This window comes from Sphingobium lactosutens DS20 (genome assembly GCF_000445105.1).
GTDB lineage: Bacteria > Pseudomonadota > Alphaproteobacteria > Sphingomonadales > Sphingomonadaceae > Sphingobium > Sphingobium lactosutens.
On sequence record NZ_ATDP01000106.1, the window covers coordinates 186738 to 212754 of the forward strand.

28 protein-coding genes are annotated in these 26017 nt (G+C 64.3%); 15 read left to right on the top strand and 13 right to left on the bottom strand.

Annotation, left to right across the window (positions count from 1 at the left end):
* The first annotated feature begins 49 nt into the window (after positions 1-49).
* The 4 genes from RLDS_RS49755 (at position 50) to RLDS_RS49770 (ending at position 5314) form a co-directional block, all read left to right on the top strand.
* Entirely contained in the window at positions 50-1564 is a 1515-nt protein-coding gene (locus RLDS_RS49755) for a glycerol-3-phosphate dehydrogenase (protein WP_031298895.1), read from the top strand.
* Positions 1561-3036, top strand: coding sequence for a glycerol kinase (locus RLDS_RS49760; protein WP_021227917.1), 1476 nt, complete (start codon positions 1561-1563; stop codon positions 3034-3036). Before RLDS_RS49755 ends, RLDS_RS49760 begins: the two co-directional genes overlap by 4 nt.
* Before the next feature lie 39 nt (positions 3037-3075).
* Positions 3076-4860: a sensor domain-containing diguanylate cyclase gene (locus RLDS_RS49765; RefSeq protein WP_021227918.1), complete on the top strand. Its 1785-nt coding sequence runs from the start codon at positions 3076-3078 to the stop codon at positions 4858-4860.
* 76 nt (positions 4861-4936) lie between these two features.
* Positions 4937-5314, top strand: coding sequence for a MerC domain-containing protein (locus tag RLDS_RS49770; protein WP_021227919.1), 378 nt, complete (start codon positions 4937-4939; stop codon positions 5312-5314).
* A gap of 27 nt (positions 5315-5341) precedes the next feature.
* Here the strand turns inward: RLDS_RS49770 and glpX are convergent, their stop codons facing one another.
* Complete coding sequence (glpX, locus tag RLDS_RS49775) at positions 5342-6331, bottom strand: class II fructose-bisphosphatase (RefSeq protein ID WP_021227920.1); 990 nt, start codon at positions 6329-6331, stop codon at positions 5342-5344.
* Between the two features lie 101 nt (positions 6332-6432).
* On the opposite strand from glpX, the gene RLDS_RS49780 reads away from it, so the two are divergent.
* Positions 6433-6867 (top strand): hypothetical protein, encoded by a 435-nt coding sequence (locus RLDS_RS49780; protein ID WP_021227921.1) that lies wholly within the window; start codon positions 6433-6435, stop codon positions 6865-6867.
* A gap of 7 nt (positions 6868-6874) precedes the next feature.
* On the opposite strand, the gene RLDS_RS49785 is transcribed toward RLDS_RS49780, so the two are convergent.
* The gene (locus tag RLDS_RS49785) at positions 6875-8194 is read right to left on the bottom strand and encodes a homoserine dehydrogenase (protein ID WP_021227922.1); all 1320 of its coding nucleotides are present in this window, start codon (positions 8192-8194) and stop codon (positions 6875-6877) included.
* Between the two features lie 75 nt (positions 8195-8269).
* Entirely contained in the window at positions 8270-9154 is an 885-nt protein-coding gene (locus RLDS_RS49790) for a hypothetical protein (RefSeq protein ID WP_031298897.1), read from the bottom strand.
* A 254-nt stretch (positions 9155-9408) separates the two neighbouring features.
* Here RLDS_RS49790 and RLDS_RS49795 point away from each other — a divergent pair, with 254 nt between their 5' ends.
* The 5 genes from RLDS_RS49795 (at position 9409) to RLDS_RS49815 (ending at position 12496) form a co-directional block, all read left to right on the top strand.
* Positions 9409-10071, top strand: coding sequence for an energy transducer TonB (locus RLDS_RS49795; protein ID WP_021227924.1), 663 nt, complete (start codon positions 9409-9411; stop codon positions 10069-10071).
* 72 nt (positions 10072-10143) lie between these two features.
* Positions 10144-10899: a MotA/TolQ/ExbB proton channel family protein gene (locus RLDS_RS49800; RefSeq protein ID WP_031298898.1), complete on the top strand. Its 756-nt coding sequence runs from the start codon at positions 10144-10146 to the stop codon at positions 10897-10899.
* Positions 10900-11029: 130 nt separating this feature from the next.
* Complete coding sequence (locus RLDS_RS49805) at positions 11030-11518, top strand: ExbD/TolR family protein (RefSeq protein WP_021227926.1); 489 nt, start codon at positions 11030-11032, stop codon at positions 11516-11518.
* 24 nt (positions 11519-11542) lie between these two features.
* Positions 11543-11965 (top strand): ExbD/TolR family protein, encoded by a 423-nt coding sequence (locus RLDS_RS49810; RefSeq protein ID WP_021227927.1) that lies wholly within the window; start codon positions 11543-11545, stop codon positions 11963-11965.
* Positions 11966-12166: 201 nt separating this feature from the next.
* A complete protein-coding gene (locus RLDS_RS49815) occupies positions 12167-12496 on the top strand; it encodes a PilZ domain-containing protein (RefSeq protein ID WP_021227928.1) in 330 nt (109 codons plus the stop codon).
* A 10-nt stretch (positions 12497-12506) separates the two neighbouring features.
* Here RLDS_RS49815 and RLDS_RS49820 read toward each other — a convergent pair whose 3' ends face one another.
* The 5 genes from RLDS_RS49820 to RLDS_RS49840 all read right to left on the bottom strand — a co-directional run bounded on the left by RLDS_RS49820 (position 12507) and on the right by RLDS_RS49840 (position 18490).
* Entirely contained in the window at positions 12507-14285 is a 1779-nt protein-coding gene (locus tag RLDS_RS49820) for an ABC transporter transmembrane domain-containing protein (RefSeq protein ID WP_021227929.1), read from the bottom strand.
* A gap of 43 nt (positions 14286-14328) precedes the next feature.
* Positions 14329-15621, bottom strand: coding sequence for a class I SAM-dependent methyltransferase (locus RLDS_RS49825; RefSeq protein ID WP_021227930.1), 1293 nt, complete (start codon positions 15619-15621; stop codon positions 14329-14331).
* Positions 15622-15756: 135 nt separating this feature from the next.
* Positions 15757-16146 (bottom strand): hypothetical protein, encoded by a 390-nt coding sequence (locus RLDS_RS49830; protein WP_021227931.1) that lies wholly within the window; start codon positions 16144-16146, stop codon positions 15757-15759.
* Between the two features lie 79 nt (positions 16147-16225).
* On the bottom strand, positions 16226-17392 hold the full coding sequence (locus RLDS_RS49835; RefSeq protein ID WP_031298899.1) for a mechanosensitive ion channel family protein: 1167 nt from the start codon (positions 17390-17392) through the stop codon (positions 16226-16228).
* 90 nt (positions 17393-17482) lie between these two features.
* The gene (locus tag RLDS_RS49840; RefSeq protein WP_021227933.1) at positions 17483-18490 is read right to left on the bottom strand and encodes a DNA topoisomerase IB; all 1008 of its coding nucleotides are present in this window, start codon (positions 18488-18490) and stop codon (positions 17483-17485) included.
* Between the two features lie 105 nt (positions 18491-18595).
* On the opposite strand from RLDS_RS49840, the gene RLDS_RS49845 reads away from it, so the two are divergent.
* A complete protein-coding gene (locus RLDS_RS49845) occupies positions 18596-19150 on the top strand; it encodes a type 1 glutamine amidotransferase domain-containing protein (protein ID WP_021227934.1) in 555 nt (184 codons plus the stop codon).
* Here RLDS_RS49845 and RLDS_RS49850 read toward each other — a convergent pair.
* From RLDS_RS49850 to RLDS_RS57230, 3 genes are read right to left on the bottom strand one after another with little or no spacing between them, the layout of a single operon-like run.
* Entirely contained in the window at positions 19110-19829 is a 720-nt protein-coding gene (locus RLDS_RS49850; protein ID WP_031298901.1) for a hypothetical protein, read from the bottom strand. The two genes, RLDS_RS49845 and RLDS_RS49850, sit on opposite strands and share 41 nt — an antisense overlap.
* Positions 19826-21190 (bottom strand): putative O-glycosylation ligase, exosortase A system-associated, encoded by a 1365-nt coding sequence (locus tag RLDS_RS49855; RefSeq protein WP_031298903.1) that lies wholly within the window; start codon positions 21188-21190, stop codon positions 19826-19828. The genes RLDS_RS49850 and RLDS_RS49855 overlap by 4 nt, the downstream gene beginning before the upstream one ends.
* Entirely contained in the window at positions 21183-21305 is a 123-nt protein-coding gene (locus RLDS_RS57230) for a hypothetical protein (RefSeq protein WP_269078223.1), read from the bottom strand. Before RLDS_RS57230 ends, RLDS_RS49855 begins: the two co-directional genes overlap by 8 nt.
* Positions 21306-21394: 89 nt before the next feature.
* On the opposite strand from RLDS_RS57230, the gene RLDS_RS49860 reads away from it, so the two are divergent.
* Together RLDS_RS49860 and RLDS_RS49865 are read left to right on the top strand one after the other, a co-directional pair.
* Positions 21395-22621: a TIGR04063 family PEP-CTERM/XrtA system glycosyltransferase gene (locus tag RLDS_RS49860; protein WP_021227938.1), complete on the top strand. Its 1227-nt coding sequence runs from the start codon at positions 21395-21397 to the stop codon at positions 22619-22621.
* Positions 22622-22675: 54 nt separating this feature from the next.
* A complete protein-coding gene (locus RLDS_RS49865; RefSeq protein WP_021227939.1) occupies positions 22676-23587 on the top strand; it encodes a hypothetical protein in 912 nt (303 codons plus the stop codon).
* Positions 23588-23596: 9 nt separating this feature from the next.
* Here the strand turns inward: RLDS_RS49865 and RLDS_RS57315 are convergent, their stop codons facing one another.
* Together RLDS_RS57315 and RLDS_RS49875 are read right to left on the bottom strand one after the other, a co-directional pair.
* Positions 23597-23833 (bottom strand): hypothetical protein, encoded by a 237-nt coding sequence (locus tag RLDS_RS57315; RefSeq protein ID WP_021227940.1) that lies wholly within the window; start codon positions 23831-23833, stop codon positions 23597-23599.
* A 132-nt stretch (positions 23834-23965) separates the two neighbouring features.
* Complete coding sequence (locus RLDS_RS49875; RefSeq protein WP_021227941.1) at positions 23966-24151, bottom strand: hypothetical protein; 186 nt, start codon at positions 24149-24151, stop codon at positions 23966-23968.
* 119 nt (positions 24152-24270) lie between these two features.
* Here RLDS_RS49875 and RLDS_RS49880 point away from each other — a divergent pair, with 119 nt between their 5' ends.
* Both RLDS_RS49880 and RLDS_RS49885 read left to right on the top strand, forming a co-directional pair.
* Positions 24271-24939 carry a S24 family peptidase gene (locus RLDS_RS49880; protein WP_021227942.1) on the top strand — a complete coding sequence of 223 codons (669 nt, stop codon included), beginning with the start codon at positions 24271-24273 and terminating at the stop codon, positions 24937-24939.
* Positions 24940-25003: 64 nt separating this feature from the next.
* Positions 25004-25921 (top strand): XdhC family protein, encoded by a 918-nt coding sequence (locus tag RLDS_RS49885; protein WP_031298905.1) that lies wholly within the window; start codon positions 25004-25006, stop codon positions 25919-25921.
* The last annotated feature ends 96 nt before the right edge of the window (positions 25922-26017 follow it).

Here is a 26017-nt window from a genome sequence, read left to right on the forward strand (position 1 = left end):
TGACGCTCCGCTCTTTCCACGCCCGTCGCGTCTGCCTACACCCAGCGGTGTGACGCAGGAGAGCCAAACCGTTACCCCCTATGACCTTGCCGTGATCGGCGGTGGGGTGAATGGCTGCGGCATCGCGCGCGATGCGGCGGGCCGGGGCGCGAAGGTGCTACTGCTGGAGCAGGGCGATCTGGCGCAGGGCACCTCGTCCGCCTCCACCAAGCTGATCCATGGCGGGCTGCGTTATCTGGAACATCGCGAATTCGGCCTGGTCCGCGAGGCGCTGGCCGAGCGGGAACGACTTTGGCGGATCGCGCCGCACATCATTCATCCGATGCGGTTTGTCCTTCCCTGGACCCCAGGCCTGCGCCCGCGCTGGCTGCTGCGCCTGGGTCTGTTCGTCTATGATCATCTTGGCGGGCGGCGGGCCTTGCCGGCGACGCAAAGTATCGACCTGCGCCGCCATGTCGCCGGGGAGCCACTGAAACCGGGTTTTTCCAGTGGCTATTGCTATTCCGACGGCTGGGTCGATGATGCCCGGCTGGTGCTGCTCAACGCGCGCGACGCTGCGGATCGTGGCGCGTCCGTCCGGACTTGGACTCAAGTCGTCGGGCTGAAGCGGGAGGAGGGTCTGTGGGCGATCGATGCGCGAACGGCGGATGGCGTAGCGCTGACCTTTCATGCGCGCGCGATCGTCAACGCCACCGGCCCATCGGTTCTGGCTCTGCCGGGCGCGGAGGAAGGGCTGGCAGGCCGAAGAATGCGGCTGGTGCGCGGGTCGCATATCGTCGTGCCTCGTCTGTTCGATCATAATTTTGCCTATTTCTTCCAATTGCCCGACCGCCGCATTTTCTTCGCCATCCCCTATGAGCGCGATTTCACGTTGATCGGCACGACCGACCAGGATCATGACAGCGAAAACGACAGGATCGCGGCAAGCGCGCAGGAGGTTGCCTATCTTTGTGACGCCGCCAGCCGCTATTTCGCCCGACCAGTCACACCGGGCGAGGTGGTGTGGAGCTATGCCGGCGTCCGGCCGCTGATCGACGATGGCTCCGATCGGCCGGAAGCGGCAACGCGGGGCTATCAGCTGGAGCTTGACGAAGGCGGGGAGGGCAAGGCCCCGGCGCTGCATGTGCTGGGTGGAAAGATCACCACCTACCGGCATCTGGCGGCCGAGGCTGTCGAGAGACTCCAGCCGCTGCTCCCCATGCTCCGTGGTGGCGACTGGACCGCGGATGCGCCATTGCCCGGCGGTGATTTCGCGATGATGGGATTGCCCGCGCTGCTGGACAGGCTGGCGCAGGATTATCCGTTTCTCGACGCCGCCAGCGTCGACCGCATTGGTCGCGCTTATGGAACCGACGCCTGGACCTGGCTCGGGAGGGCGCGCGAATGGACCGATCTTGGCGTCGCTTTCGGCGTCGGCTTTACCGAGGCGGAGGCGGTATGGCAGATTGAGCGGGAGTGGGCGCGCACGACTGAAGATATGCTCTGGCGGCGCACCAAGCTCGGCCTGTGCTTTACGCCGGATCAGGTGGCCGGGCTGGAACGCTGGATAAGGGAGAGGCGATGACGGAGGCCGGATTGCTGGTGCTGGATGCGGGCACCACATCGACCCGCGCGATGCTCTACACTCCCGATGGCAACCGCATCGCGACGGCGCAGCGCGCGCTGAGCCAATCCTTTCCCCGGCCCGGCTGGGTCGAGCAGGATGCCGCCGAAATATGGGCGCTAAGCCTAGCATGCGCACGCGACATGGTGGCCAGGGCGGGGGGCGCGGACCGCATTGCCGCCATCGGCATCACCAACCAGCGGGAAACGGTCATCGCCTGGGACAAGCGCAACGGCCGGCCGCTCGCCCCGGCAATCGTCTGGCAGGATCGTCGCACTGCCGACCAATGCCAGGCTTTGCGGGAGGCGGGGCATGAAGAGATGGTCCAGAGACGGACAGGCTTGGTCATCGACCCTTATTTTTCCGCCACCAAGATGCGCTGGCTGATGGATCATGAACCAGCGGTCGCGCAGGCCGGGGATGCTCTGGCGTTCGGCACGGTCGAAAGCTGGCTGGTCTGGAACCTGACCGGCGGCCTGCATATCAGCGACGCGAGCAACGCCAGCCGCACGCAATTGCTGGCGCTTGATGGCGCAAGCTGGGATCGGGAATTATGCGACCTCTTTGGCGTGGCGATCGCAGCGCTTCCCGCCATCGTCGACAATGCCGGTCATTTCGGCGCCACCAGCCTTGCCCTGCTCGGCGGATCGATTCCGATCTGCGGCCTCGCCGGCGATCAGCAGTCAGCAACGATCGGGCAAGGCTGCCTGTCGCCGGGACAGGCCAAGGCGACGCTGGGCACCGGCGCCTTCATGCTGACGCCGACCGGTACGGTCCCGCCCCGATCGGAAAACCGGCTGCTCGGCACCATCTTGTGCCAGCTGGGCGGTCAGCGCCGCTATGCGCTCGAAGGGTCGATTTTCGTTGCGGGCAGCCTCATCAAATGGCTGCGGGACGAATTGGGGCTGATCCGAACAGCGGAAGAAACCGATGCCTTGGCCCGCTCCGTCCCGGATAATGGCGGCGTGTCCATGTTGCCCGCCTTGTCGGGCCTTGGCGCGCCACACTGGCGGCCCGATGCGCGTGGGGTGATCGCTGGCCTGACCCAAGGCACGACCCGCGCGCACATCGTGCGGGCCGCGCTCGAATCGTTGGCGCATCAGTTGCACGATCTGGCCACGGCCTTCGCCGCCGACGATGCGCCATGGACGGATTTGCGCATTGATGGGGGCATGAGCGCCAATGACTGGATCGCGCAGGATCTGGCCGACATGCTGAACCTGCCTGTCGAGCGTCCCGCCGATGTCGAAACCACCGCACGGGGCGCCGCGATGTTGGCGGCGGTCGGGGCGGGGCTGCACGTCACATTGGAGGACGCGGCGGCCATCATGCCCGACCGGCGGCTGTTTCAACCCGGCATGGACGCGCAGTTGCGAGCGGGGAGACTTGCGACTTGGGGCGCGCTTTTACAGGCGGCGAAGACGGCATCGTGAGCGAAAAATTAAGGATGCCGCCCTATCGTTCCGCGCACCATGTCGCGGTTTTCTCTTCGTAGCCCCCAATCGCCTTTTGCGCCCGTCATCACCGGCTGCGTCTATTTCGCGGCGGCGAGCTTCACCGTGTCGATTTCACGCTTCGAAGGGGGGCTGGCTTTCATCTGGATCGCCAATGCGTTCCTCATGGCGGAATTGCTGACCACCCGCACATCCTATTGGCCAAGGGCGGTCGTTGCCTGCGCCATTGCAAGCGCCATCGCGACTGCCTTGTTCGGCATCGGCCCTGTCGCAGCGGCGCCGATGGCCCTGATCAACGTCAGCGAATCGCTGATCGTGGCGGTGATCTGCCGATCTTTGCTTAAGGAGGATGTCGTCACGGGGTCCTTCAAGCCCTTGGTCGTGTTCATCCTCGCGCTGTGCGGAGTGGCGGACATCGTCACGGGTGTGGCCGCTGCGGCGGTCGCGTCGGCGACCACGCCGGTCGGCTTCAGTGCATCCTGGCTGCAATGGTATTCGGGTCATGCGCTGGGCGGCCTGACCTGCACGCCGGTCGTCATATTGTTGCTTCAGGGCGAATGGTCGCGCTGGCTGCGCGATACGCCCAAGGCGGTTAAGATCGAGGCGATCATCCTGCTTGCCCTGTTCACGCTGGTGACGGTGCATGTCTTTTACTGGGCGCGTTATCCCATGCTGTTCGCGCCGATGCTGCCGCTGGTGCTGATCGCCTTTCGCGTGGGGCATATCGGAGCGGCTGCGTCCATCGTCATCCTGGCGGTGATCGGCGGGGTGGCGACGATGTCGGACACCGGCCCACTGATGCTGATTCCGCTGTCGACGGGCGAGCGGGTGCTGGCGTTTCAATTCTATCTGGCGCTCAGTTTCCTGCTGTCGATGCCTGTCGCGGCCGAACTGAACGGGCGTCGCCGTTTGTTCCAGATGTTGCAGGAAAGCGAGTCGCGCTTTCGCGCCATCGCCGAACATAGCGGCGATGTCGTGCTGAATATCAGTCTGGCTGGCACGGTCGAATATGCGTCTCCATCGGCGCAGGACATGATTGGTTGCGCCCCCGCGCTTTTGGTGGGGCAGAGCGTGACCGAACTCGCCGATGCGCAGGACCGGGAAGCCGTGCGGACAATCCATGCGCAGGCGCTGGCGCAGCCCGGCAGTGTCCAGCAGGCGGAATTCCGTCCGCTGACGGCGTTGAGCGATCTGGATTGTTGCGAAATGGTCAGCCGAGCGGTCGTGGACGAGCGCGGCCAGCCGGTTGGCGTCGTCAGCATGATCCGCGACATATCCCGGCACAAAGCCCGCCAGCGCGCGCTGCAACAGGTGGCTGCGCATGACGCGCTGACCGGCGCGGACAGCCGACGCGCCTTTCTGGACAAGCTGGACGCTGAAATGCTGCGCGCCGCGGACGGCGCGCGGTCCTGCCTGCTGCTGATCGACCTAGATCATTTCAAGTCGGTCAATGATCGCTACGGCCATGGCGGGGGCGACCGTGTCCTGACCGGTTTCGTGCAGCGCATCCTGCCCGAATTGCGGGACGGGGACAGCATCGGGCGCCTGGGGGGCGAAGAGTTCGCGATCCTGCTCGCCGATTGCGACCGGCGCGATGCCAGTCAATTGTGCGACCGGCTGCGCCAGCGGCTTGCGGCGCCGATCAGCGTCAACGACCAGGCCGACACAATCGCCGTGACCTTCAGCGCCGGATTGGTGCAGCTGAATGGCGGGTCGACACGATCGGCGATGCTGGAGGCCGCGGACCGCGCCCTGTATGACGCGAAACATAGTGGCCGCAATTGCCTTCGCCTGGCTGCCTAGCCCAATATTGGCAACCTCGTTTAATTCGCAATGATATGTTGTAACTTGATCCGGGCTGGCCTATGTAGCCGGGACCATGTCGCAAAGCCTCCGCCAAGCCCTCGTCTCCGGACGACTCGATCGCCTCGCGATCGCGGTATCGGGCCTGTGCGTCGCCCATTGTTTCGCGACCGCCGTCGTGCTTGGGTTGCTTGCGTCGGCCGGCGGGATTTTCGAAAGCCCGATCTTTCATGAGGCCGGTCTGGTGATCGCCATAGCGCTCGGCGCGATTGCATTGGGGCATGGGGCGATCGTTCATGGCTTCATGATGCCGGCCGCTGTCGGATCGCTGGGCCTCGGCGTCATGACGGGCGCGCTGACGATGGATCATGGGTTGCAGGAAAGCGTCTACACATTGATCGGCGTCGGCATCCTGGCGCTTGGCCATGATCTCAATCACCGGGCCAGCCACTAGACGCTCATCGGCACAATGGGCGCTGGTTCAGCCTTTTTCTGACGGCCCGCGCGTGCGATGTTCGCCCTTTACCCAGCGCACGGTGCCGGTACTGGCGCGCATCACCACGCTCTCCGTCGTCAGCTTGCCGCCGGGGAGCCGCTTGACCCCGTCGAGCAGCGACCCGTCGGTCACGCCCGTCGCGGCAAAGATGCAATCGCCCTTGGCCAGATCCTTGAGATCGTAGATTTTGTCAAAATCGGTGATGCCCCACTTGCGCGCGCGTTGCCGTTCATCGTCGTTGCGGAAGAGCAGGCGGCCCTTGAACTGGCCCCCGACACAGCGCAGCGCGGCGCAGGCAAGCACACCCTCGGGCGCACCGCCTGATCCCATATAGATGTCTATCGTGGTTTCCGGGTCGGTCGTCGCGATGACGCCAGCCACGTCGCCATCGGGGATCAGCATGATGCCGCACCCGATCGCGCGTAATTCGGTGATCAGCTTTTCATGACGCGGGCGATCGAGCACGCACACGATGATCTCATGGGGCTCGACGCCCTTGGCCGTCGCCACCGCCGAAACATTGTCGCGGACGGACCGATCCAGGTCGATGACCCCGTCGGGATAGCCCGGACCCACGGCCAGCTTGTCCATATAGACGTCCGGCGCGTTGAGCAGCCCGCCTTCCTCTGCGATGGCCAGCACGGCAAGCGCATTGGGCCCCGCCTTGGCAGTGATGGTGGTGCCCTCCAGCGGGTCCAGCGCAATGTCGATCCGTGGTCCCTTGCCGATCGCGCTGCCGACCTTCTCGCCAATATAGAGCATCGGCGCTTCGTCTCGCTCGCCTTCGCCGATCACGACGGTGCCATCCATGTAGAGATCGTTGAAAGCCAGGCGCATGGCTTCGACTGCGGCGGCGTCGGCGGCCTTTTCGTCGCCGCGCCCGATCAGCCGGGACGCTGCGATCGCCGCAGCTTCGGTCACGCGGACCATCTCCAGCACCAATACCCGGTCCAGGTTCGCGCCTGCCTGTTCCATCACATCCTCTTCTCTTTTCTATTGCCCCGCCGATAGGCGCTCGCTGCCGCCTTGTCGAGCATGGCCATCATTCGGCCATGATCGGATGATCCTGTGATCGCATGCGCCCAGCGGCTCTTCTTTTCACTTTGATGCTGCTGTCGCCGGGCAGGGGGCAGGCGCAGGACGATCCCGATCCAATGGCAGCCTATCGCGCCAAGACGCAGGTGGTTAAACCCTGCGATCGCAGCGGCGGTGGCATCGTGGTGTGCGGCAATCGCGCAGAGCGCAACGCGCGTCAGCGCTTGCCATTACCCAGGGAGACTGACGAGGGCCGCATCGTTGCTGGCGACGCACCGCGCGCATCGGCCGCGCCGGTGCGGCAGGGAGCGTGCGGCGTGGTCGGCGGGCAGGGAGCGGGCTGTGCTGGCGGGTTGAACGCGATCAAGGTCATCGACGTGCTCGGCAAGGGTGCAACGCTCCTTATTGATCCCGATGCGGATCTCGCGTCGCCGCCGCCCTTGCCCGAAAGGTTCCGCAGCGCGACGCCGCGCTGACCTGCGCTTAGTCCAATATATGCATCACCATCGGCTCTTCGAGCAGGCTGTCCGATCCGCTCAATCGCTCCAGCGTGTCGCGTACACATTGTTCCGCGCCCGCATGGGTGACGATCGCCACCAGCACGCCATCTTCCTGATTGGCGCCGCGCTGGATCATGCTTTCGATCGACACGCCCGCGTCGCGCGTCGCCGCCGCGATTTCCGCCAGCACGCCGGGACGATCCTTGACCCGGAACCGCAGATAGGCGCGGCCCACGCGCGCGCCGGCATTGGCCGTCTTATGGGGGGCCAGCGCGGCGACCGGCATGGCGAAGGCGTCGCCATATTCGTCGCGCGCCACGTCGATCAGGTCCGCGACGACGGCCGATGCGGTGGGACCATCGCCAGCCCCACGTCCCTGGAAGAAAAGGCGGCCGACGAAATTACCCTCCGCCACTACCGCGTTCAGCGATCCGTCGACATGGGCGAGCGGATGATCGAGCGGCACCAGCATGGGATGGACGCGCTGAAACAGGCCGCCATCCGGGCCATCGTCCGGCGCGTTCTGCGCCATGCCGACCAGGCGAATGCGATAGCCCAGCGCGGCGGCTTCTGCGATGTCGGCGGCGATGACGTGGCGGATGCCCGTAGTGGCCACCGCATCGAAATCCAGTTCGGTGCCGAACGCCAGGCTGGCCAGGATCGACAACTTGTGCGCGGCGTCCACCCCATCAATGTCGATGCCGGGATCGGCCTCTGCAAAGCCAAGGTCCTGCGCTTCCTTGAGCACATCGTCGAAACTGCGCCCCTCCTTTTCCATCGTGGTCAGGATGTAATTGCAGGTTCCGTTCAAAATGCCGTAGACGCGGCTGATCTCATTGGCTGCCGCGCCTTCGCGCATGCCCTTGATGACCGGAATGCCGCCCGCGACCGCGGCTTCATATTTGAGCGCGATACCGCCCGTTTCGGCCAGCCGGGCAAGGTCCAGGCCATGATGCGCCAGCATCGCCTTGTTGGCGGTCACGAACGGCTTGCCTGCGTTGAGGCACTGGCGCGCCAGGGTCAGCGCCGGGCCATCCGCGCCGCCGATCAATTCCACCACGACATCGACATCGTCGCGCGCCGCCAGCGTGGTCATGTCATCCACCCACTCATAGGGTGATAGATCAACGCCGCGATCCTTGCTTCGGTCGCGCGCGGATATGGCAACGATCTGGATCGGACAGCCCGCGCGGCGCGCGATCAGGTCGCCATTTGTTTCCAGCAGCCGGATAACGCCGCCACCCACCGTCCCGAGGCCGACGAGCGCGACGCGCAACGGGGCGTGGCGGTGCAGATTGGTCATGGCGGCGGCTTTCCTTCTGGTTCCCAATGCCGCGCTGATAGCCATGTCTGCCCGCCTGTCCAAGGAAAAGCGCCCCTATCCGACGCTGCGGTTCCTGCGGCAGGAGCCGAGCGCGGCAATCACCAACTGATAATCCGCGCGCGCGGCCTGGGCATCGGGGGGCGAGAGGGTGCGGACCGACTGGGGCGGCAGGACAGGGGGCAATCCGCAGGCGAGGCGATACCAGAGCAGGCTGCCCTCCTCGGGCGGGCGGGCGGCCTCGTCCACGATCTCGCCCAGCGCCACGGCCCAGCGCGGCGCCTGTCCCGGCCGTCGCAGGATGGAAAGCGACACAGGATCGCCTGTCTCCGTCCGCAGGAATATCTGCGTCTCGCCTTCTCCGGCGATGGTCCCCGCGACATGGAAAGCCTCGCCGGGGCCCAGGATACGCGGCGGCGCATCGGGGGCTACCAGTGCGGACAGGATCGTTCGAATGCGCGCGACAGCCTGGGGTGTCGCCGGAAGCTGGGCGTCGGGCGTCACCAACTGGACTTCACCGGGCTTTCCCCCGGCGCGGGCGAAGATGATTACCTCGTCCTTCTTGAGCTTGGGCAGCTTGCCACGCCCGTCGAGCGGGGCGTCATAGAGATAGGTGACGCTAGGGCTGATGCCGCCTTCGCCGCGAATCAGGCCAAGGGTTTCCGCTTCGATATAGACGCGCCGATGCCCCTGCCGCACGCCCGTTGCCCGATCCGGCTTTAGCGCGATGCTGTTGCGAATCCGCACATGGGCGACCAGCGGCGCCTGTTCGGCAAGGTCCACCACGTCCGCGTAAGTCAGACCCCCGACATCGCGTATTGACGCCTCCGATGATGACGTTACCATCGGAGTGTGCTGTGCAAATGTCGGAGAAATCCCGGAAGGTGCGGCGGAAATGAGGCAGGCCAGCATCAGGCTGCAACGGTAAGTGGCGGGTTTCATCTACTGCTTCGTCCTGTATTTTCAGCCCGTGGCGCGAATGTCACAGGCAAGTGTTTCTGATAGGAAATGGTAAACGCAAATGAAGATAACGATAAAGCGTTTGCGTGCCACGATGCGTCGCGATAGGAGTTCGCTCGGTAGCAAATGAACGGACAGGGGCCAAAGGTGGCCGGGATAAGCCCGGACAGCTTGGGTCGTTTTTGGCTGATTTGTATAAACCACTGGTAAGATGAGTTAAGGAGTGTCGTTGCCGAATGGCCTATGCTGACCACTCGCAAGGATCGAGTCGCACGATATCGATCGTCATCGTCGCCCTGATTCACGCTGTTCTCGGCTATGCCTTCGTCACCGGTCTTGGCATGAAATATGTCAAAAAGGCGGCGGAACAGCTGAACGTGATCGACGTGAAGGAGGAGCCCCCGCCACCTGACGAGGAACCGCCGCCGCCGCCGCCAGACCAGCCGGTCGAGCCGCCGCCGGTCGTTGCCCCGCCGCCAATCGTTCGGACCCCGGCGCCTGCGCCGCCGATCCAGACCGTGCGGACGCCGCCCCCGGTGTTCAACCCGGTTCCGGTCGCTGCTCCGCCGCCACCGCCGCCGGCACCGCCGCCGCCGCCTGCTGTTGCAAAGGGCGTTTCGCCCCGTGGCAACCCGGGCACTTGGGCAGGTCCAGATGATTATCCTTCGCGCGCTCTGCGTGAAGAAAAGCAGGGCACGACTGGCATTCGCCTTCAGGTCGGCGCTGATGGCAGGGTCACCGATTGCACCGTGACGTCGTCCAGCGGCTCGCCCGAGCTTGATGAAACGGCATGCAGGGTCGTGAGCCGCCGCGCTCGCTTCAATCCTGCCGAAGACACCGGCGGAAACAAGATCGCATCGACATTTTCGACGCGTATCCAATGGCGTCTGCCTGAATAATCCAAATGGGCAAGGCGCGCGCCCGGCGCCGCCTTTCCCCCGCTTGATCTCATTGAGAGGGAAGTCTTGAACATGTTGATGTATCTCGCAGCTGCGGCTCCCCAGGCCGAAAATCCGTATGGCCTGATGGAAGCCCTTGAACAGGGCGGCACCATCGCCTGGACCGTATTCATCATCCTGTGCGGCATGTCGGTCGGCACTTTCTACATTCTGTTCACCAAGCTGATCGAACAGCAGAAGGTGATCAACCAGGGCAAGAAGATCCGCGCGACCTTCTGGCGTTCGGCCTCGCTGCGCGAAGCCTCGGCCAAGCTCGAAAAGAACTCCGCCTACAAGCAGATCGTCGACGACGGCATCAAGGCGCAGGAAGAGCATGGCAAGCTGAAGGATCCGGTCGAAGCGCATGACTGGCTGCACGGCTCGCTCGCCCGTTCGGAAGGCGCGATCAACTCGTCGCTGAATGGCGGCCTGGCGTTCCTCGCAACCGTCGGTTCGACCTCGCCGTTCATCGGTCTGTTCGGTACCGTTATCGGCATCTACCGCGCGCTCATCAAGATCGGCGCTGCCGGTCAGGCTTCGATCGACGCCGTTGCCGGCCCGGTCGGTGAAGCGCTGATCATGACCGCTCTGGGTCTGGCCGTCGCCGTTCCCGCGGTGCTTGCTTACAACTTCCTGCAGCGCCGCAACAAGGCGATCGCCGAGCAGCTGAACGGCTTTACCGTCGACCTGCTGGCTTATCTGGTTTCGGACGGCGCCGTGAAGCCGACCGTTGCTCCCGCTCCGGGCGCTCCGGTCGCCAAGCCGGCCGCCGCGCCGACCAAGGCCTGATCGGTCTCAAGACGACGGTTGCGGGAATCGGGTGGCGGCTGCGACCGCCCGGTTCCCCGCCGACCATGGCTCCCAACTCCGTCACCCAGACTGATGGGCGGCCATCGACACCAAGGTTAGGATAATATCAATGGCAATGAGTGTTGGCTCCGACGGCGGTGACGACAAGCCGATGTCCGACATCAACACGACGCCGCTCGTCGACGTCATGCTGGTGTTGCTCATCATCTTTCTCATCGCGGTCCCGGTCGTCGTCCAGACGGTTGAGCTGCAGCTTCCCAAGGTTGAGTTCGAGCCGACCACGACGAAGCCGGAAAATGTCTCCCTGTCGATCACGCAGGCCGCCGACGGCAGCTGTGCGGTTTTCTGGGGCATGACGCCGGTGACGTCGAGCGAACTGCTCGACCGCGCCGTCGCCAAGCTTGAGGCGGACATCAAGAAGGCGGGTGGCGTTGAAAATCTGAAGCCCGAAGATCTGCCAGAAGTGCATATCCGCGGCGACATCAATACACCCTATCGGTGCATTGGCGGCACCATCTACACGATGCAGCGCGCCGGTTTCCCCCGCGTGGGCTTCATCTCCGAACCGGAACCCGGTTCGGGCACCGTCCGCCTCTGATCGGTTGAAGAAGGAGAAATCCCCATGGCAATGAGTGCCGGCTCCGAAGATGGCGAACCGATGGTGGAAATGAACACGACGCCGTTGATCGACGTCATGCTCGTTCTGCTCATCATGTTCATCATCACCATTCCGATCCAGACCCACGCGGTGAAGATCGACCTGCCGCAAAATGCGCCGCCGTCTGACAGCGTGATTGACCCGGTCAAGAACAAGGTCGCGATCGACGCCGGTGGCGTCATCACCTGGAACGGTTCGCCGATCGACCTGCTGACCCTGCGTCAGTATCTGCAGCAGTCGCTGCGCCTGCCGGTCGAACCGGAACTTCAGTTCCAGCCGGATGCGCAGACCCGTTATGTGGTCGTTGATTCGGTGCTTGCGGAAATCAAGCGCGCAGGCGTCACCAAGCTGGGTTTCGTCGGCAACGAACAATATGGCAATTTCTGAAGGCTGTTTTTTAGACCTGACGCGCATTTACGAGGACTTCCCCTTCGCGCTTATTGTCTGAAATTGCCTGTGAATTATTGCACGGATCAAGGGTCGCCAATGGCGGCCCTTTTTTTCGTCAGCGCACTAAGCCGTTGCGCCTGCGTAGCGGTTTAATATTTTGCTTACTCATTTGCGCGATTGTCTCGCAAAGGACTGATCATGAGCGCCGAACCGCAATTTGAACAGGATCGCAAACGCCGCAATGCCGATCGACGGGCCGTCCAGATCGGCATCAAGGTCCGTCGTCCTGGCGAGACTTGGTTCAGCAGTCATATCGCGGACCTGTCGATCACGGGCTTCCGGCTGCAAAGCTTTATGAAATTACGCCCCGGCGACGACCTGTGGCTCATGTTACCGGGCTTTGAAGGGCGGCGTGCGCGCGTTTTGTGGACACGCGGCCATGAATCAGGCTGCAGCTTTGAGCGGCCATTACACCCGGCGATACTGGATCATGTGGTGCAGATCGGCCGGCGGCAGGCGGACGCCTGACCGCCATCATTCAATCGCCGACGCCATCCTGAAACTGCAACCGCGCCAGGCGGGCATAAAGGCCGTCACGCGCGATCAGTGTCGCATGATCGCCTTGTTCGACGATGCGCCCCTCATCCAGCACGATAATCCGATCGGCCGCGCGCACCGTCGCCAGTCGGTGGGCGATCACGATAGTCGTACGCCCCTGCATCAACCTCGCCAGCGCGTCCTGCACCAGTCGTTCGGATTCGGCATCCAGCGCCGATGTCGCCTCGTCCAGCAGCAGGATGGGCGCATCGCGCAGCAGGGCGCGCGCAATGGCGATCCGCTGGCGCTGGCCACCGGACAGGCGCGCCCCGCCTTCGCCCAGGAAACTGTCCAGCCCTTGTGGTAGATCCCGCAGGAAGGCGTCCGCATTGGCTGCCCGCGCCGCATCCCATATTTGCGCGTCGCTTGCGTCCCAGCGCCCATAGCGCAGATTGTCGCGCGCGGATGCGGCAAATATGACGCTGTCCTGCGGCACCATCGCCATCATCGCACGGAGTTGTGCCGGGTCGAGATCCGGCAGGGCAACGTCGTTTAAACGGACGGTCCCTGCATCGGGATCGTAAAAGCGCAGCGCCAGCTGGAACAGGGTCGATTTGCCTGCGCCCGAAGGGCCAACCACCGCCACCGTCTCCCCCGGATTTATGTCGAGATCGATCCCGTTTAGCGCTGCCTGATCGGGCCGCGTCGGGTAATGAAACCGAACCTGATCGAAGGTCAGGCGCGCGCCCCGCTCCATGGCGGGAAGCATGTGGGTGCGGGCAGGGGGGCTGATGTCGGGCAACGCCGTCATGAGTTCGCCCAGCCGGCTCGCCGCGCCCGCGCCGCGCAGCAAGTCGCCCCAGCTTTCCGATAATGAACCGAACGCGCCGGCGACCAGCCCGCCGGTCAGAACGAAGGCGGCGATGCTGCCCCCAGACAGTCGCCCGGCAGCCACGTCGATCGCGCCCAGCCACATGACGCCGGTAATCGCCCCGAAGATCAGCGCAAATGCGACGGCCGTCATCATCGCCCGCAGCCGGATGCGTTGCCGTGCCGTCGCAAAGCCACGCTCGACGGCGGCGCGAAACCGTGCTGCCTCCCGCTCTTCCTGACCAAAGGCCTGGACGATCTTCATCGCGCCTAGCACCTCGGTCGCGGCACTGCCGATGTCGGCGAGCCGATCCTGGCTGGCGCGCGACAAGGCGCGGACTTTGCGCGCAAGGCCGATCAGCACCAGCAGGACGATCGGAATGCCCAGAAGCAACAGTCCGGCCAGCTTGGGGGCCAGCGCAAACAGATAGACCAGACCGCCGATCGCCGTCACCATGTTGCGCAGCGCTACCGAGACGGTGGAGCCGACGACCTGCTCCACAATTGCGGTATCCGCCGTCATCCGCGACGCGATTTCCGACGGGCGGTTTTCCTCGAAGAAACGAGGCGCCTGCCGCAGCAGATTGGCCTGCGTCGCGCAGCGTATGTCGGCCACCACGCGCTCGCCCAGCCACGATACGAAATAGAAGCGTAGCGCGCTGGCGAGCGCCAGCACCACCACGATCATCAACAGATATTCGAACCAGCGGCCAATATCGCCGCCGCCCATGAAGCCCTTGTCGATGACCAGGCGAAAGCCGTTGGGAATGGCGAGGGTCGCCGCCGACGACACGATAAGGGCGATCAGCGCGCCCGCGATCCTGCCGGGATAGCGGCGGGCGAACCGCCAGAGCATCGCCAGATTGCCAAGCGCCGGCCGCGTGTTGGGAGTGCTGCTGTCATCCGCCATGACGGGCGCTTAGCAGCCTGCCTTGTCGCCCTCAATGGCTCCTTCAGCCCGCTGGCGCGACGGACCCGGCCAGCTCCATGATCCGCGCCGGTGCGGCCTGTCCGGTCAGGGCATAGGCCATGGTGCCGACCTCCCAATAGGCAACGACGTCGGCGGCGCGGCGCTCGATCAGAGGCTTGGCCTCGGCCGGCGTCTCGGCACGGTCGGCAAAGAAGGACAGATGTTCGCCGCGCGGCGTTTCCAGTGACATGGCGATGGCGGGGCTGTCGGACGTGGGAAATAGTTGCACGTCGGTGATGCGCCAGTCGCGTGGAAGGTCGGGCAGGACGATGCCCGTCGCGGCTTCGATTTCCTGGGGATTGAGGGTGGCGCTTTCCACCTGCGACGCCATCGCCTGACGCAGCAGTCCCGCGCGGCGAGAAGCGGCCGCTTCGTCAAGGAAACTGCTCGCTTGCGCAACCTGCGGAAATTCGCCCAGTTCGCCGCGCGCGATCCATCCCGCCCCGATCAACGCCGCAATCCCCGCGGCGCGCTGGATATGACGCCAGGTCCGGCCGCGGTCATTATCATTGGCGACCGGCACGGAGATGTCGCGCCGACGGCCGACCAGTGTGCCCTTGGTCCCGTCCTTCACCAACCGAAAGTCGATATGGGGCCAGCGTTGCCGCCACCGACGTGCGACCATCCGCTCGCCGGGTCGCGCCGCATCGTCTAGCAACACCACGCCCTGGGGCGACAATCGTGCGAACAGGCTGTCCGCCGCGCCGCGCACGAGTGGATGCACGCTCCAGGGCGGACCGTCGATGATGATGAGGTCGATCTGTTCCGGCACCCCGTCCAGCGCATACCACCGCCCCGGCCAGTCGCCGCTGTCCTGCGTCAGCGGGGCGTGGCGAATGTCGACCGACAGGCCATGGTCGCTCAGCCATTGCCGCGTCGCATCGACGAAACCACCATGCTGGTCGAAACTGTGCAATTGCCCGCCGCCATGCAGTTGCAAAGCGCGCGCAGCCACCAGCGATGACGCGCCCGCGCCGAGTTCCACCACATGGGCCGGACGCAGCCGGGCAATTTCCCGGACGATATGCCGCAGAAAGCCGACATCCGCCTTCCAGCTTCCCAGATGCGGCAAGGCGTCATGGGCAAGACCCAGATCGTCAAGCAAGGCCCGCTTGTCCGCCTTGCGACCGCCCGACAGGCTGGCGAGCAGCCACGGCCAGCCGATCGCCCCGAAACCGATGCGCCACGCCATATCGGACAGCCGGCGCGACCATTGCGCGTCCGTCCCATGCCTGTCGTCCAGGGGCAGGAAACCGGTAAGCTCACGGGACGTCACGGACAATCATCTCCTGATGCGGGCAAGGCGGCGACTCTATGCCCGTTCATGCGGCGCGCGCATAGGGTGCACGATGACCCGGCACGCAATTACGGCACAATAACCGGCCTGTGACAATGTCTTAGCGGTCGTCTTTCAATAGCCCAGCGTCAGGCCCAGGGCATAATATTTCGGCCCGACATTGGCCTTCGCCCTTACCTTGGGCAGCAATGGCATGGCGACCGTTGCGTAAGGGCGGATGTCATTGCCGCTGATTCGCGCGCCAGCGCCGATCCTTGCCGACAGGGGAATGGTGTAGGCCGCCTCCACGCGCCCATAAAGCTTGGTATCGCCATCGCGCAGGTAAACGCCGCCGCCGGGCGTCAGGCTGAAGCCCGCCATGCCAAAGGCATAGCCCGCGCCGATTTCGGTGCCCCAATGGCCGTCAGCGCGCCCATAGTTGATCTCGGCACCTAGCCCTTGGGCGAATGCGGCTTGAGGCGCGGCGAAAGCGGCGGCGGCGAGCAGGAGCGGCATGATCTTCATGGTTGAGGCCGCTAGGTGAGCGGCCCGATCACGACAAGCGCGCGCCGACGAATGGAGTCGCCCGCGCGCCAGTCCGCCGTCACCCTTCGACGTCGACCCGCTTGACGGGCTGCACTTCGGCATAGGGCATGATCATCCGGCCGTCGGGCGCGGCCGTGAAGGTCGTCTGCGTCGGATAGGCAAATTCGATGCCGCGCTCGTTGAACTGGCGCAGGATGGCGAGGCCGATATTGTGGCGGATTTTGTAGATGTCGTCCCATCCCGGCAGATAGACCTCGAACTCCAGTTCAAAGTCGAGGCTGGACGCGCCGAACCCGACAAAACCCGACCGGACGAACGTGCCGCCCAGGTCGTCGACGATGCCTTTGAGGATATCAGGAATCTGTTCCGCGACGTCCGGGGGTGTCTGATAGATGACGCCAATGGCGAATTTCAGCCGGCGATGGTCCAGCGTATGGTAGCTGGTGATTTCCTTTTGCAGCAGATTGGCGTTGGAAATCACCTTCTTCTCGCCCGTCAACGCGCGCAGGCGGGTGGATTTCAGGCCGATCTTCTCCACCGTCGCGGTGGTCGTGTCATAGGAAATGGATTCGCCCCGACGAAATGGCTTGTCGAAAATGATCGACAGCGCGGCGAACAGGTCTGAGAAAATACCCTGCGCGGCAAGGCCGATGGCGATGCCGCCGATGCCAAGGCCCGCAACCAGGCCGGTGACGTTGACGCCCAGATTGTCGAGCACCATGATGGCTGCGACCGCGAACAGGGCCACCGTCACCAGCACGCGGATCAGGCCCATCGCGTTGGCCAGTGTTTCGCCCTGGCCATCCTCCGCCAGTGTGCGCCGTTCGATCAGGCCCAATATGACTTCGCGCGCCCAGATCGCGCCCTGCAACACGGTGGCGATGGTGAACAGGAATATGACGGTGCGATACAAGGCGGGCGGCGCGTCGGCATAGCCCACCACCAGGCGGGCGGACACCATCACCATGAAGAAGTGCGTGGTCTTGGCGACCGTGCGGCCGAGCACATTGGTATAGCCGATCGTGTCGCCGCGCGTGCCCTTGTACCGCTTGCCCACTCCCTTCAATGTGGCGAGCAGCAGATAGATGACGATCCCGGCGCCGATCGCAATCAGGATCTGAATATAATGAGCGGACAACCAATCTGACGTGTCCCTCCACATCGCCTGAATGTCCGGCGCGCGAAGGGGTTTTGTTGGGAGGGCGGGGTCTTTTGTGTCGGCCATGCCTGTCCTGTCTGTTGTCTAAGGGGGGGCAAGGCGGACTACCGGCCCGCCGCTTCTGCACCGGGGGGTAGAGCATGAACCCGGTCGGGTTCAAGCCGCCGCAGCCAGAGGCGTGCAATCGGCGATGTCGTCCAGGAAGGCGATCAGGCCCCGCTCCATCCGCGAAAGATAGCGCGTCCTGCGCGGCAATCGGACCGTGTCGCGCCACTCTTCCTGTCCATCCTTGCAGAGGGCAATGAGGGCGGGATGAATATAGGATTTGCGGCTGATCGCCGGCGTGTTGCCAAGCGCCTGCGCGACCGGGGCGATCATCGCCTTGAGCGATACCGGGCCGGTCGCCAACTGTTCGAACGCGATGACCGACGCGCCCCAGGTGCGGAAATGCTTGGCCGTAAAGGGCGCGCCCATGGCCTCGGCAATATAGGCGTTGACGTCGGACGAATTGATCGGACGCGCGTCGCCATCTTCGTCGAGATATTGGAAAAGATGCTGGCCGGGCAGATCCTGCACCTGCCGCACAAAGCGCAGCAGCCGGGTGTCCGTCACCGCCAGTTCCCGCTCCTTGCCCGATTTGGCGCGATAGCGCAGCATGATCTTGCGTCCGCTGATGTCGAAATGCCGTCGCCGCAGGGTGGTGGCCCCGAAACTTTTGTTCGTGGTGGCATAATGTTCATTGCCCACGCGCAGCTTGGCAAGGTCGAGCAGGCGGACGACGGCGGCCAGTGTGCGGTCCTTGCGCAGGCCGCGCTTCGACAAGTCGCTGTCCAGCCGGGCGCGCAGCTTGGGCAAGGCGCGGCCGAAGTCCGGGCAACCGGCATATTTGGCCGCTTCCTGCGCAGCGCGAAAATCGGGATGATAGCGATATTGCTTGCGTCCCTTGTCGTCATATCCGGTCGCCTGGATATGGCCGTAGGGCGACGCGCAGAACCAGCAGTCACGGTAGGCGGGGGGCAAAGCGATGGCGTTCAGCCGATCGATCTCGTCACGGTCGGTAATCCGCTGCCCGTCGCCATCATAATAGGCCCATCCGCGTTTGAGCGCGCGTCGCGTGATGCCGGGGCTGGTGTCGTTGGTGTGGACGAGTGCGGGCTGGGCCATATTTTCCTTCTCGTGCCGCAAAACCCGCCGTTCATCGCTTCGTTCCGCAACTCCGTCGCTGCTCACCCGTTGAAAGGGCCTCACCCCCAAGCGAAGGAATATTTCATGCCAGCCATTGAGCAGAGCCGCATCCTCATCGTCGCCACCGACGGGTTCGAACAGTCAGAACTGTTCCAGCCACGCCAGAAGCTGATCGACGCCGGCGCGAAAGTCACGCTCGCGTCGCCCGCCACCGATCCGATCCAGGGCATGCAGCATGATGAAAAGGGCGACACGATCACGCCCGACATAACTTTGGAGTCCGTGAAGATCGAGGATTATGACGGTCTGATACTGCCCGGCGGTGTCGCCAATCCCGACACGCTGCGGACCAACGAACGCGCCGTGCGCATCGTGCGCGACTTCGTGGCTTCGAGCAAGCCGGTCGCCGCCATCTGCCATGGTCCCTGGCTGCTGGTCGAGGCCGATTGCGTGGATGGCAAGACCGTCACATCCTGGCCGTCGGTGCGCACCGATCTGGCCAATGCGGGTGCGCGGGTGGTCGATCAGGAGGTGGTCGTTGACGGCAATCTCATCACCAGCCGCAATCCGGATGACATCCCCGCCTTTGTCGACGCCTTCAAGAAGGCGGTGACGCAAGCGGCCGCGGTGCCCGCCTGAACCGGCTGCTGACGGCGCCGTCCCATTGCCAGGGCATGGGGCGGCGGCGCAGCGTCGACAGATGCGCCAAAGCCATTGTGGCGCCGACGGCGATCAACGGTAATGCAAAGGGCAGTATCTGAGGAAACGCGATTGTCGATCCGATAGCGAAGGCGACGCTTATGACGGCCGAAACGGTCATGCGGATGTCGCCGTCCGGCCCTCGAAGCCAGAGAATGCCGGTCGCAATCCCCGCCATGAATGCGAAGGCCAAGCGGGCATCGCCGGTATCGATAACGCCGAGCGCCCCCACCAGCATCAACAGAAAAGCTGCGGTCACGGGACGGGTCGTCTGGCGCATCAGGCGAACGGATGCCGGATAGAGCAGCAGCTCGCTGACAATTGCTGCAAGGCCTATCGCTTGCGCATCCTGCGGCCGGTGCGCGATGATCGCGACGATCACCATGGCGCCCCAGGGCATCAGCCGCGCCGGCGCCATGCGGATATGACTGATCCAGTCCAGCGCGCCGTTCCGCGCGTTCCATCGCCGATCCGCCAGCCGCAACTGGAACCCTCCGATCAGGAACAGCGCCTCCGCGCCCCATGGCAGCCATTCGCTCCGCCCCAGCCATGGCAGCGCCAAAAACAGCCCTAGCACCAGTCCATGCGTCACATTGAGCGGCGCCATCTCCCTCTTCATGCGATGGCCCCATTGCCCAAGGCGATGGCCCTGTCCAATTGCTGTTTGGCGGCTGTCTTGCGCTTGCGCGTCAGATAGGTATCGAGCCCGATCTGCAATGCCAGCATCATGAAGATGAAGGGCTGGTAGGCGATGCCGACGAACAGCGATCCGATCATGTAGATGATATGTCCCTGTTGCAGGGCCAGCGCAAAGGGCGCGACCCACGCCTCGTCCGAGCCGTCGCGCTTGCGATAGGCGCGGCGGATAGCCTCTGTACGAATGAAGCAGATGAGGTGCAGCAGCGCCCAGACGGCAAAGCCGAAATAGCCCTGTTCGCCCAGCAGCTCGAAATAGGCACTGTGATAGGCGCGCCCCCGGTCCGTCACCAGCCGGCGCTCGACCCGCGTGCCACCGCCGTCCGTGACGGTGCTCTGGGCAAAATAGGTGAAGCTGTTCTGGAGGTAATTGTCGAAGCCGCCCCCGCCCGGATGCTCCTTCACATAGTCGAGCGTCCACATCCAGACCGCGACACGCGTGGAGGCGCTTTCGTCGCCCTGGTGATTCTCGATCGTCTGCATCCGCTGGGTGAAGCTGGCCGGCAGGAAGGGGATGGAGATGAGTGCCGCCAGCAGCATCAGTGGGCCGTAAACGAATTTGCGCTTCGAGCGCATCAGCATCAGCCCCGCCAGTATGACGATGCAGACGAGGCCGGTACGCGCTTCGGTGCCCACAGGCATCAGCAGGCAGGCGAGGCACAGGCAATAGCAAAACGTCTTCACCTTCCAGTCGGGCGGAAAGACCGTGCCATGTTTCGACAGCCACAGGATCAGCGGTATCAGCGAGATCGCAACGCAGGATATGATGCTGCCTTCGTAGAGACCGCTGTTGTTTTCCACCATCAGGTTGAGCACGCCATAGCCGCCGCCCGACAGGGCCGTCTTCATGCCGCCATTGATGATGATCGTGCTGGCGCACAGCACCATGAACAGCGCCAGCGCTTCGATTCGCAGTCTTGTGCGCAGCACCAGCGGCAAGAAGACGCCCGCGATGATCGCCTTCCACACCCAATTCCATTTGGTCAGCGCTTCAACCGGGAAATCGGCCGTCAGCGTGGTATAGCCGCACCAGGCGAGCAGCAGCAGCATCAGCCCCTGTCGCGCGGAAAAGCGGCAATCCTTCTTGTCATCGACCAGCAGCCACGCGCCCACCATCATGGCAAAGGCGATCGCGGAAATCGGGATCGAATTGAGCAGGAAATAGGAAAGTCGCTGCGGCGAAACGATGTCGATATAGGCATAGACCGCGACCAGCAGGAACGGCCGCCGTAGTCCCATCAACCCGAACAGGCCGAGAAACGCGATGAAGAACAGGTCACGCATCGCCATGCGGCTCCTGCGCCGGCGGATCGCGATCCAGACCGGCGCGCGGCAACAGCCGCCACGCAGCGAGCAGGATCACGCCATGGCTGATCAGCAGGGACAAAGTGTCTATCATGGCTCGCTTGGACTATCGCTTCGGAACTTATGTCCTAGCCTGACAGAGTTGACGGGGCGTTAAACCTTTTGCCGCAAAAAGGGCTGGCTATGACTCGCATTCTTCATGTGCTGGACCACAGTCTGCCGATGCACAGCGGCTATACGTTCCGGACCCGGGCGATTCTGCGTGCGCAGATTGGCAAGGGGTGGGATGTGCGTGGCATTACCGGGCGGCGGCACAGCGCGGCCGGGCCGGACGAGCAAATGGTGGACGGTCTGATTTTTCACCGCACGGCCGGACCGCCGGCGACCGGCAATGCGCTTGTGCGTGAATGGCGCGATATCGCCGCGCATGCGGACGCGATCGAGGCATTGGTGCGGCGGTGGCGGCCGGATGTGATCCATGCCCATTCGCCGGTGCTGAACGCGATGGCCGCACAGCGCGTCGCGCGGCGGCACGGCATTCCTCTGATCTACGAAATCCGCGCTTTCTGGGAGGATGCGGCGGTCGGCAACGGTACGGGGCGCGAAGGCAGCCCCCGTTATTGGCTGACGCGGCAACTGGAAACCCGCGCCGTGCGCGAGGCGGATGCGGTCGCGGTGATATGCGAAGGGCTGCGCGGCGATCTGGTCGCGCGGGGCATTGATCCGGCCAAGATCATCGTGTCGCCCAATGGCGTCGACATGGATCAGTTCGGCGCGCCGGTGCCGCGCGATCCGGAATTGACGGCGAAGCTGGGGCTGGCGGGAGCCGACGTGGTCGGTTTCATCGGCAGCTTCTATGATTATGAGGGGCTGGACGACCTGATCGCCGCCATGCCGCGACTCGTGCGCGCCCGGCCGCGGGCCAAGCTGCTGCTGGTGGGGGGCGGACCGATGGAGCAGGCGCTGCGGGCACAGGCGATGGCGTCGCCCTTTGCCGATCATATCGTCTTCGTCGGTCGCGTGCCGCATGATGAGGTCGAACATTATTATGCGCAGGTCGATGTGCTGGCCTATCCGCGCAAGGCGATGCGGTTGACCGATCTCGTGACCCCGCTCAAGCCGCTGGAGGCGATGGCGCAGGGCAGGCTGGTGGCGGCATCGAACGTCGGCGGTCATCGCGAACTGATCGAGGATGGAGTGACGGGCGCCTTGTTCGCGCCCGACGATCCGGCGGCGATCGCGCGGTCGCTTGCCACGCTGTTTGCCGATCGCACGATATGGGACGAGCGCCGCCAGGTTGCGCGGGCCTATGTCGAGCGTGAACGCACCTGGTCATCGAACATACTGCGTTACGAACCTGTTTACCAACTGTTGTTAGCACGGTCGCGTGAGAGTCGCGCGGCGGCGTGAACGGAAGCGAAGGTCGAGAGGGTGAACAGGGCGAGCGCCAGACGGGGAACGGCCATGGCGGCGCTGGCGGGCGTCGCGGCCGCCGTGGCCTTGCTGGCTACGCCGGTCGGCCTGCTGGAAATGCTGGTGGCGTCGAGTGGCCTGAGCGAAGCCTTGCCAGCCGCCGCCCCGCCTTTGGGTTTGACCGCCCGGCTGACGATGGCGGTGTTTGTAGGTGTGTTGATAGCCGGTGCAGTGGCGGCAAGCGTCCGCGATCCGCGCCGGGCGGATGACGAACAGGATATGGACGGGCGACAGCGTAGCGCCCAGGGAGCAAGACAGATGGGTTTCGCCTTTTCCAAGCTGACAGCCCTGGCGCGGGGTCGCGCTGCACCAATTAGAATCCCGGACGCTCCGGCGCTTCGCCGTGCCGATGCGCATCCCGACGCACCGCCGCGTCCGCCGATCTTTGCCAGCCGGGATTTCGATGGCGTGGAAATTTTCGCCCGTCCTGACGCCAAGCGGCGCCCCCTGATCGTTGCGCCCGAACCCGAATCGCAATCGGTGGTGCCGATGCAGGGTGTTGCCAGGCCGTCGCCGGATCATGCGCGCGAAGCGGATCAGCCGACACCGTCCTTTGCGCGCCCCGCCGACAAAGGCGGGCCGAGCGCCGATCCGGTGGCGTTTGAGGCTGATGTCGAAGAGATTGCAGGCGATGAGGCTGAACGGTGCGTTGAGCAGGAGGCGGCTAACGTCGTCCGTCCTTCGCCGCCCCCGCTGCCTACCCATGGCTTGTCCGTTGCCGAACTGACTGATCGACTGGAACGGGGGCTGGCCTCGCGCCGCCGCGCCACCACTGCGCCGGTACTGGCCGACATGCCGGTCGCGCCAGCCGTGCCGGTCCGCGACAGCGTGGCGCCCGATGCGGACGAGGCATTGCGGGCGGCGCTTGGCACCTTGCGCACGATGGCCGCACGCCGCCGCTGATCCACGTTCCTACCAGTCGCGGATGGTCAAAGCCGACAACTGAACCCATGGTTCGTCGTCCACATTACCATGCGCATCGACGGTGATGTCGGCGACAAAATGGCCGGGCAAGGCCCATTCCGCTTCGTCAAGGCCAGCGATCAATCGATCCTTCTGATCCTGCGCCTTGGGGCCGCTGAAGCGAAGGCGAATTGCATGCCGCCGCCCCTCGAACAGGGCGCTGGCCCAAGGGGCGACTGGTTGCACGGTCGACCACCGTCGGGCGGCCCGCCCGCAGCAGCAATTGCGCTAGCAGAAGCGGCAGGGGATCCGTTCCGCGCCGCTCGATCGCTTTATTTCGGAGCAGATTGGCGCGGCCAAAATGTGCATCCATGCTTGTCATTGGCCTTGGCTCCTGCGATAAGTGTTCATGAAATGTTCCACGCGCTTCGTCAGTCGCGCTCCCGGTTCGCGGCCGCGCCGCAGGTCGAACACCAGCCGCGGATCGCGGGCGCTACTGCGACCAAAGCGCGTAGGCGGCATGTCATTTTGACGCAGGAAAGTTTCGATCAATGGCAGCAGCATTAGCCCGTATCTCCCCGTTGAAGGCGACTCACCCAATGCGAGTCGATGTGAATATTCCTATCTACTTCCCCCTATTTTCCTACTTGTCTATGAAAAATCTTATCGATAATGGATAGATGATGGACCAATCGCAGGATGCCCGCGCCACGCTGGATCGGCTGATTGCCGAGCGAGGGGACAATTATGCCGATCTGTCCCGCCTGATCGGCCGCAACGCCGCCTATATTCAGCAATTCATCAAACGCGGCACGCCGCGCAAATTGGACGAGGACGACCGGCGCGTGCTGGCGCGCTATTTCGGCGTTTCGGAAGATATGCTGGGGGGCGTTGCGTCACTCGCCCCGCCGCCTGCGCGCAACCGTGGCCTGCCCGCCGTCGTCTCCGTTCCGCGACTTGCGCTGGGCGCGTCGGCCGGGGGCGGCACGTTGGATGAGGATGAACGCGCGGCTGGCGTGATGGCTTTCGATGCGCACTGGCTGCGCCATCTGGGGGTGCGGCCACAGCGCGTGTCGATCATCCGCGTCGATGGCGAATCGATGGCGCCGACGCTGAGCGACGGTGACGACATCATGGTGGATCATGATGATGACGCCGACCGGTTGCGCGACGGCGTCTATGTGCTCCGGCTGGACGGTGTGCTGATGGTGAAGCGCATCGCCATGGGACCGCTGCGGGGCCGGTTCAGCGTGCTGAGCGACAATGCGCATTATCCCGACTGGACAGATATCGACCCGGCGCTGGTCGACATCGTCGGGCGCGTCGTGTGGACGGGGCGCCGCTTGCACTAGGCGTCTTTCATCCCCATTGCTTGCCGGTAGCGCGACAATGGGCGCAAACCGGGAGCATGATGTTTTGAACGACAATGGCGCGGTGATCCGCAAGGCAATCGAATGGCAGGGCGCGCCGATGGCGCTGGCCACGGTGATTTCCACCTGGGGTTCCGCCCCGCGCCCGCGCGGCAGCCACATGCTGGTGCATCAGGACGGCCGGCTGGAAGGCAGCATTTCGGGCGGTTGCGTGGAAACCGATGTGCTGCAACGCGCGGCAGAGGTCATCGCTGGACGGCCAGCCCATATGCACCGCTATGGCGTCGCCGATGGTGACGCGTGGGAGGTCGGGCTGCCCTGTGGCGGCGAGATCGCCGTGCTGGTGCAGCCCATATCGGAAACGGGCTTTCCACCTCACCTGTTCGATCTGGTCTCGAAGGCCAACGAAGCGGGGCGGGCCGTCACACTGTCCACCGACCTTGCCACTGGCCAAACCCGCGAGGGGGAGGCGGAGGGCGCATTCCTCAACCGCTATGATCCGCCGCGCCGGTTGCTGATCGTCGGCGCGGTGCAGATCGCCCAGTCGCTGGTTCCCCTGGCGCAGGCGATCGGCGTGACGCCCATCGTCATTGATCCACGCGGCCGCTTCCTGACGGCGGAGCGCTTCCCGAACGCCGAGTTGGACGACCGCTGGCCCGATGAGGCGATCGCCGCACACCACCCGGGCGAATCGACCGCGGTCGTGACGCTGAGCCATGACATCAAGATTGACGATCCCGCGTTGATCGCCGCGCTGAACGCGCCGACCGGCTATATCGCCGCTTTGGGATCGCGACGCAGCCATGCGGCGCGGCTTGATCGGTTGACGGCCGAGGGGTTTGACGCGGATGCGCTGGCGCGGATCGACGGCCCGGCGGGTCTGGATATCGGCGCGATCGGGCCTGCGGAAATCGCCCTGTCGATCACGGCGGGCATGATCGCGGGGTTCAACGCTGGGAAATGATCGGGGATGCCCCCCGCCGCAAGGGGTGGGCAGGGGGCATGTTCTGAAGCTGTCGGGCACCAGAGACGGCCGCCCCGTAGCAGAGCGCCAGGAAAC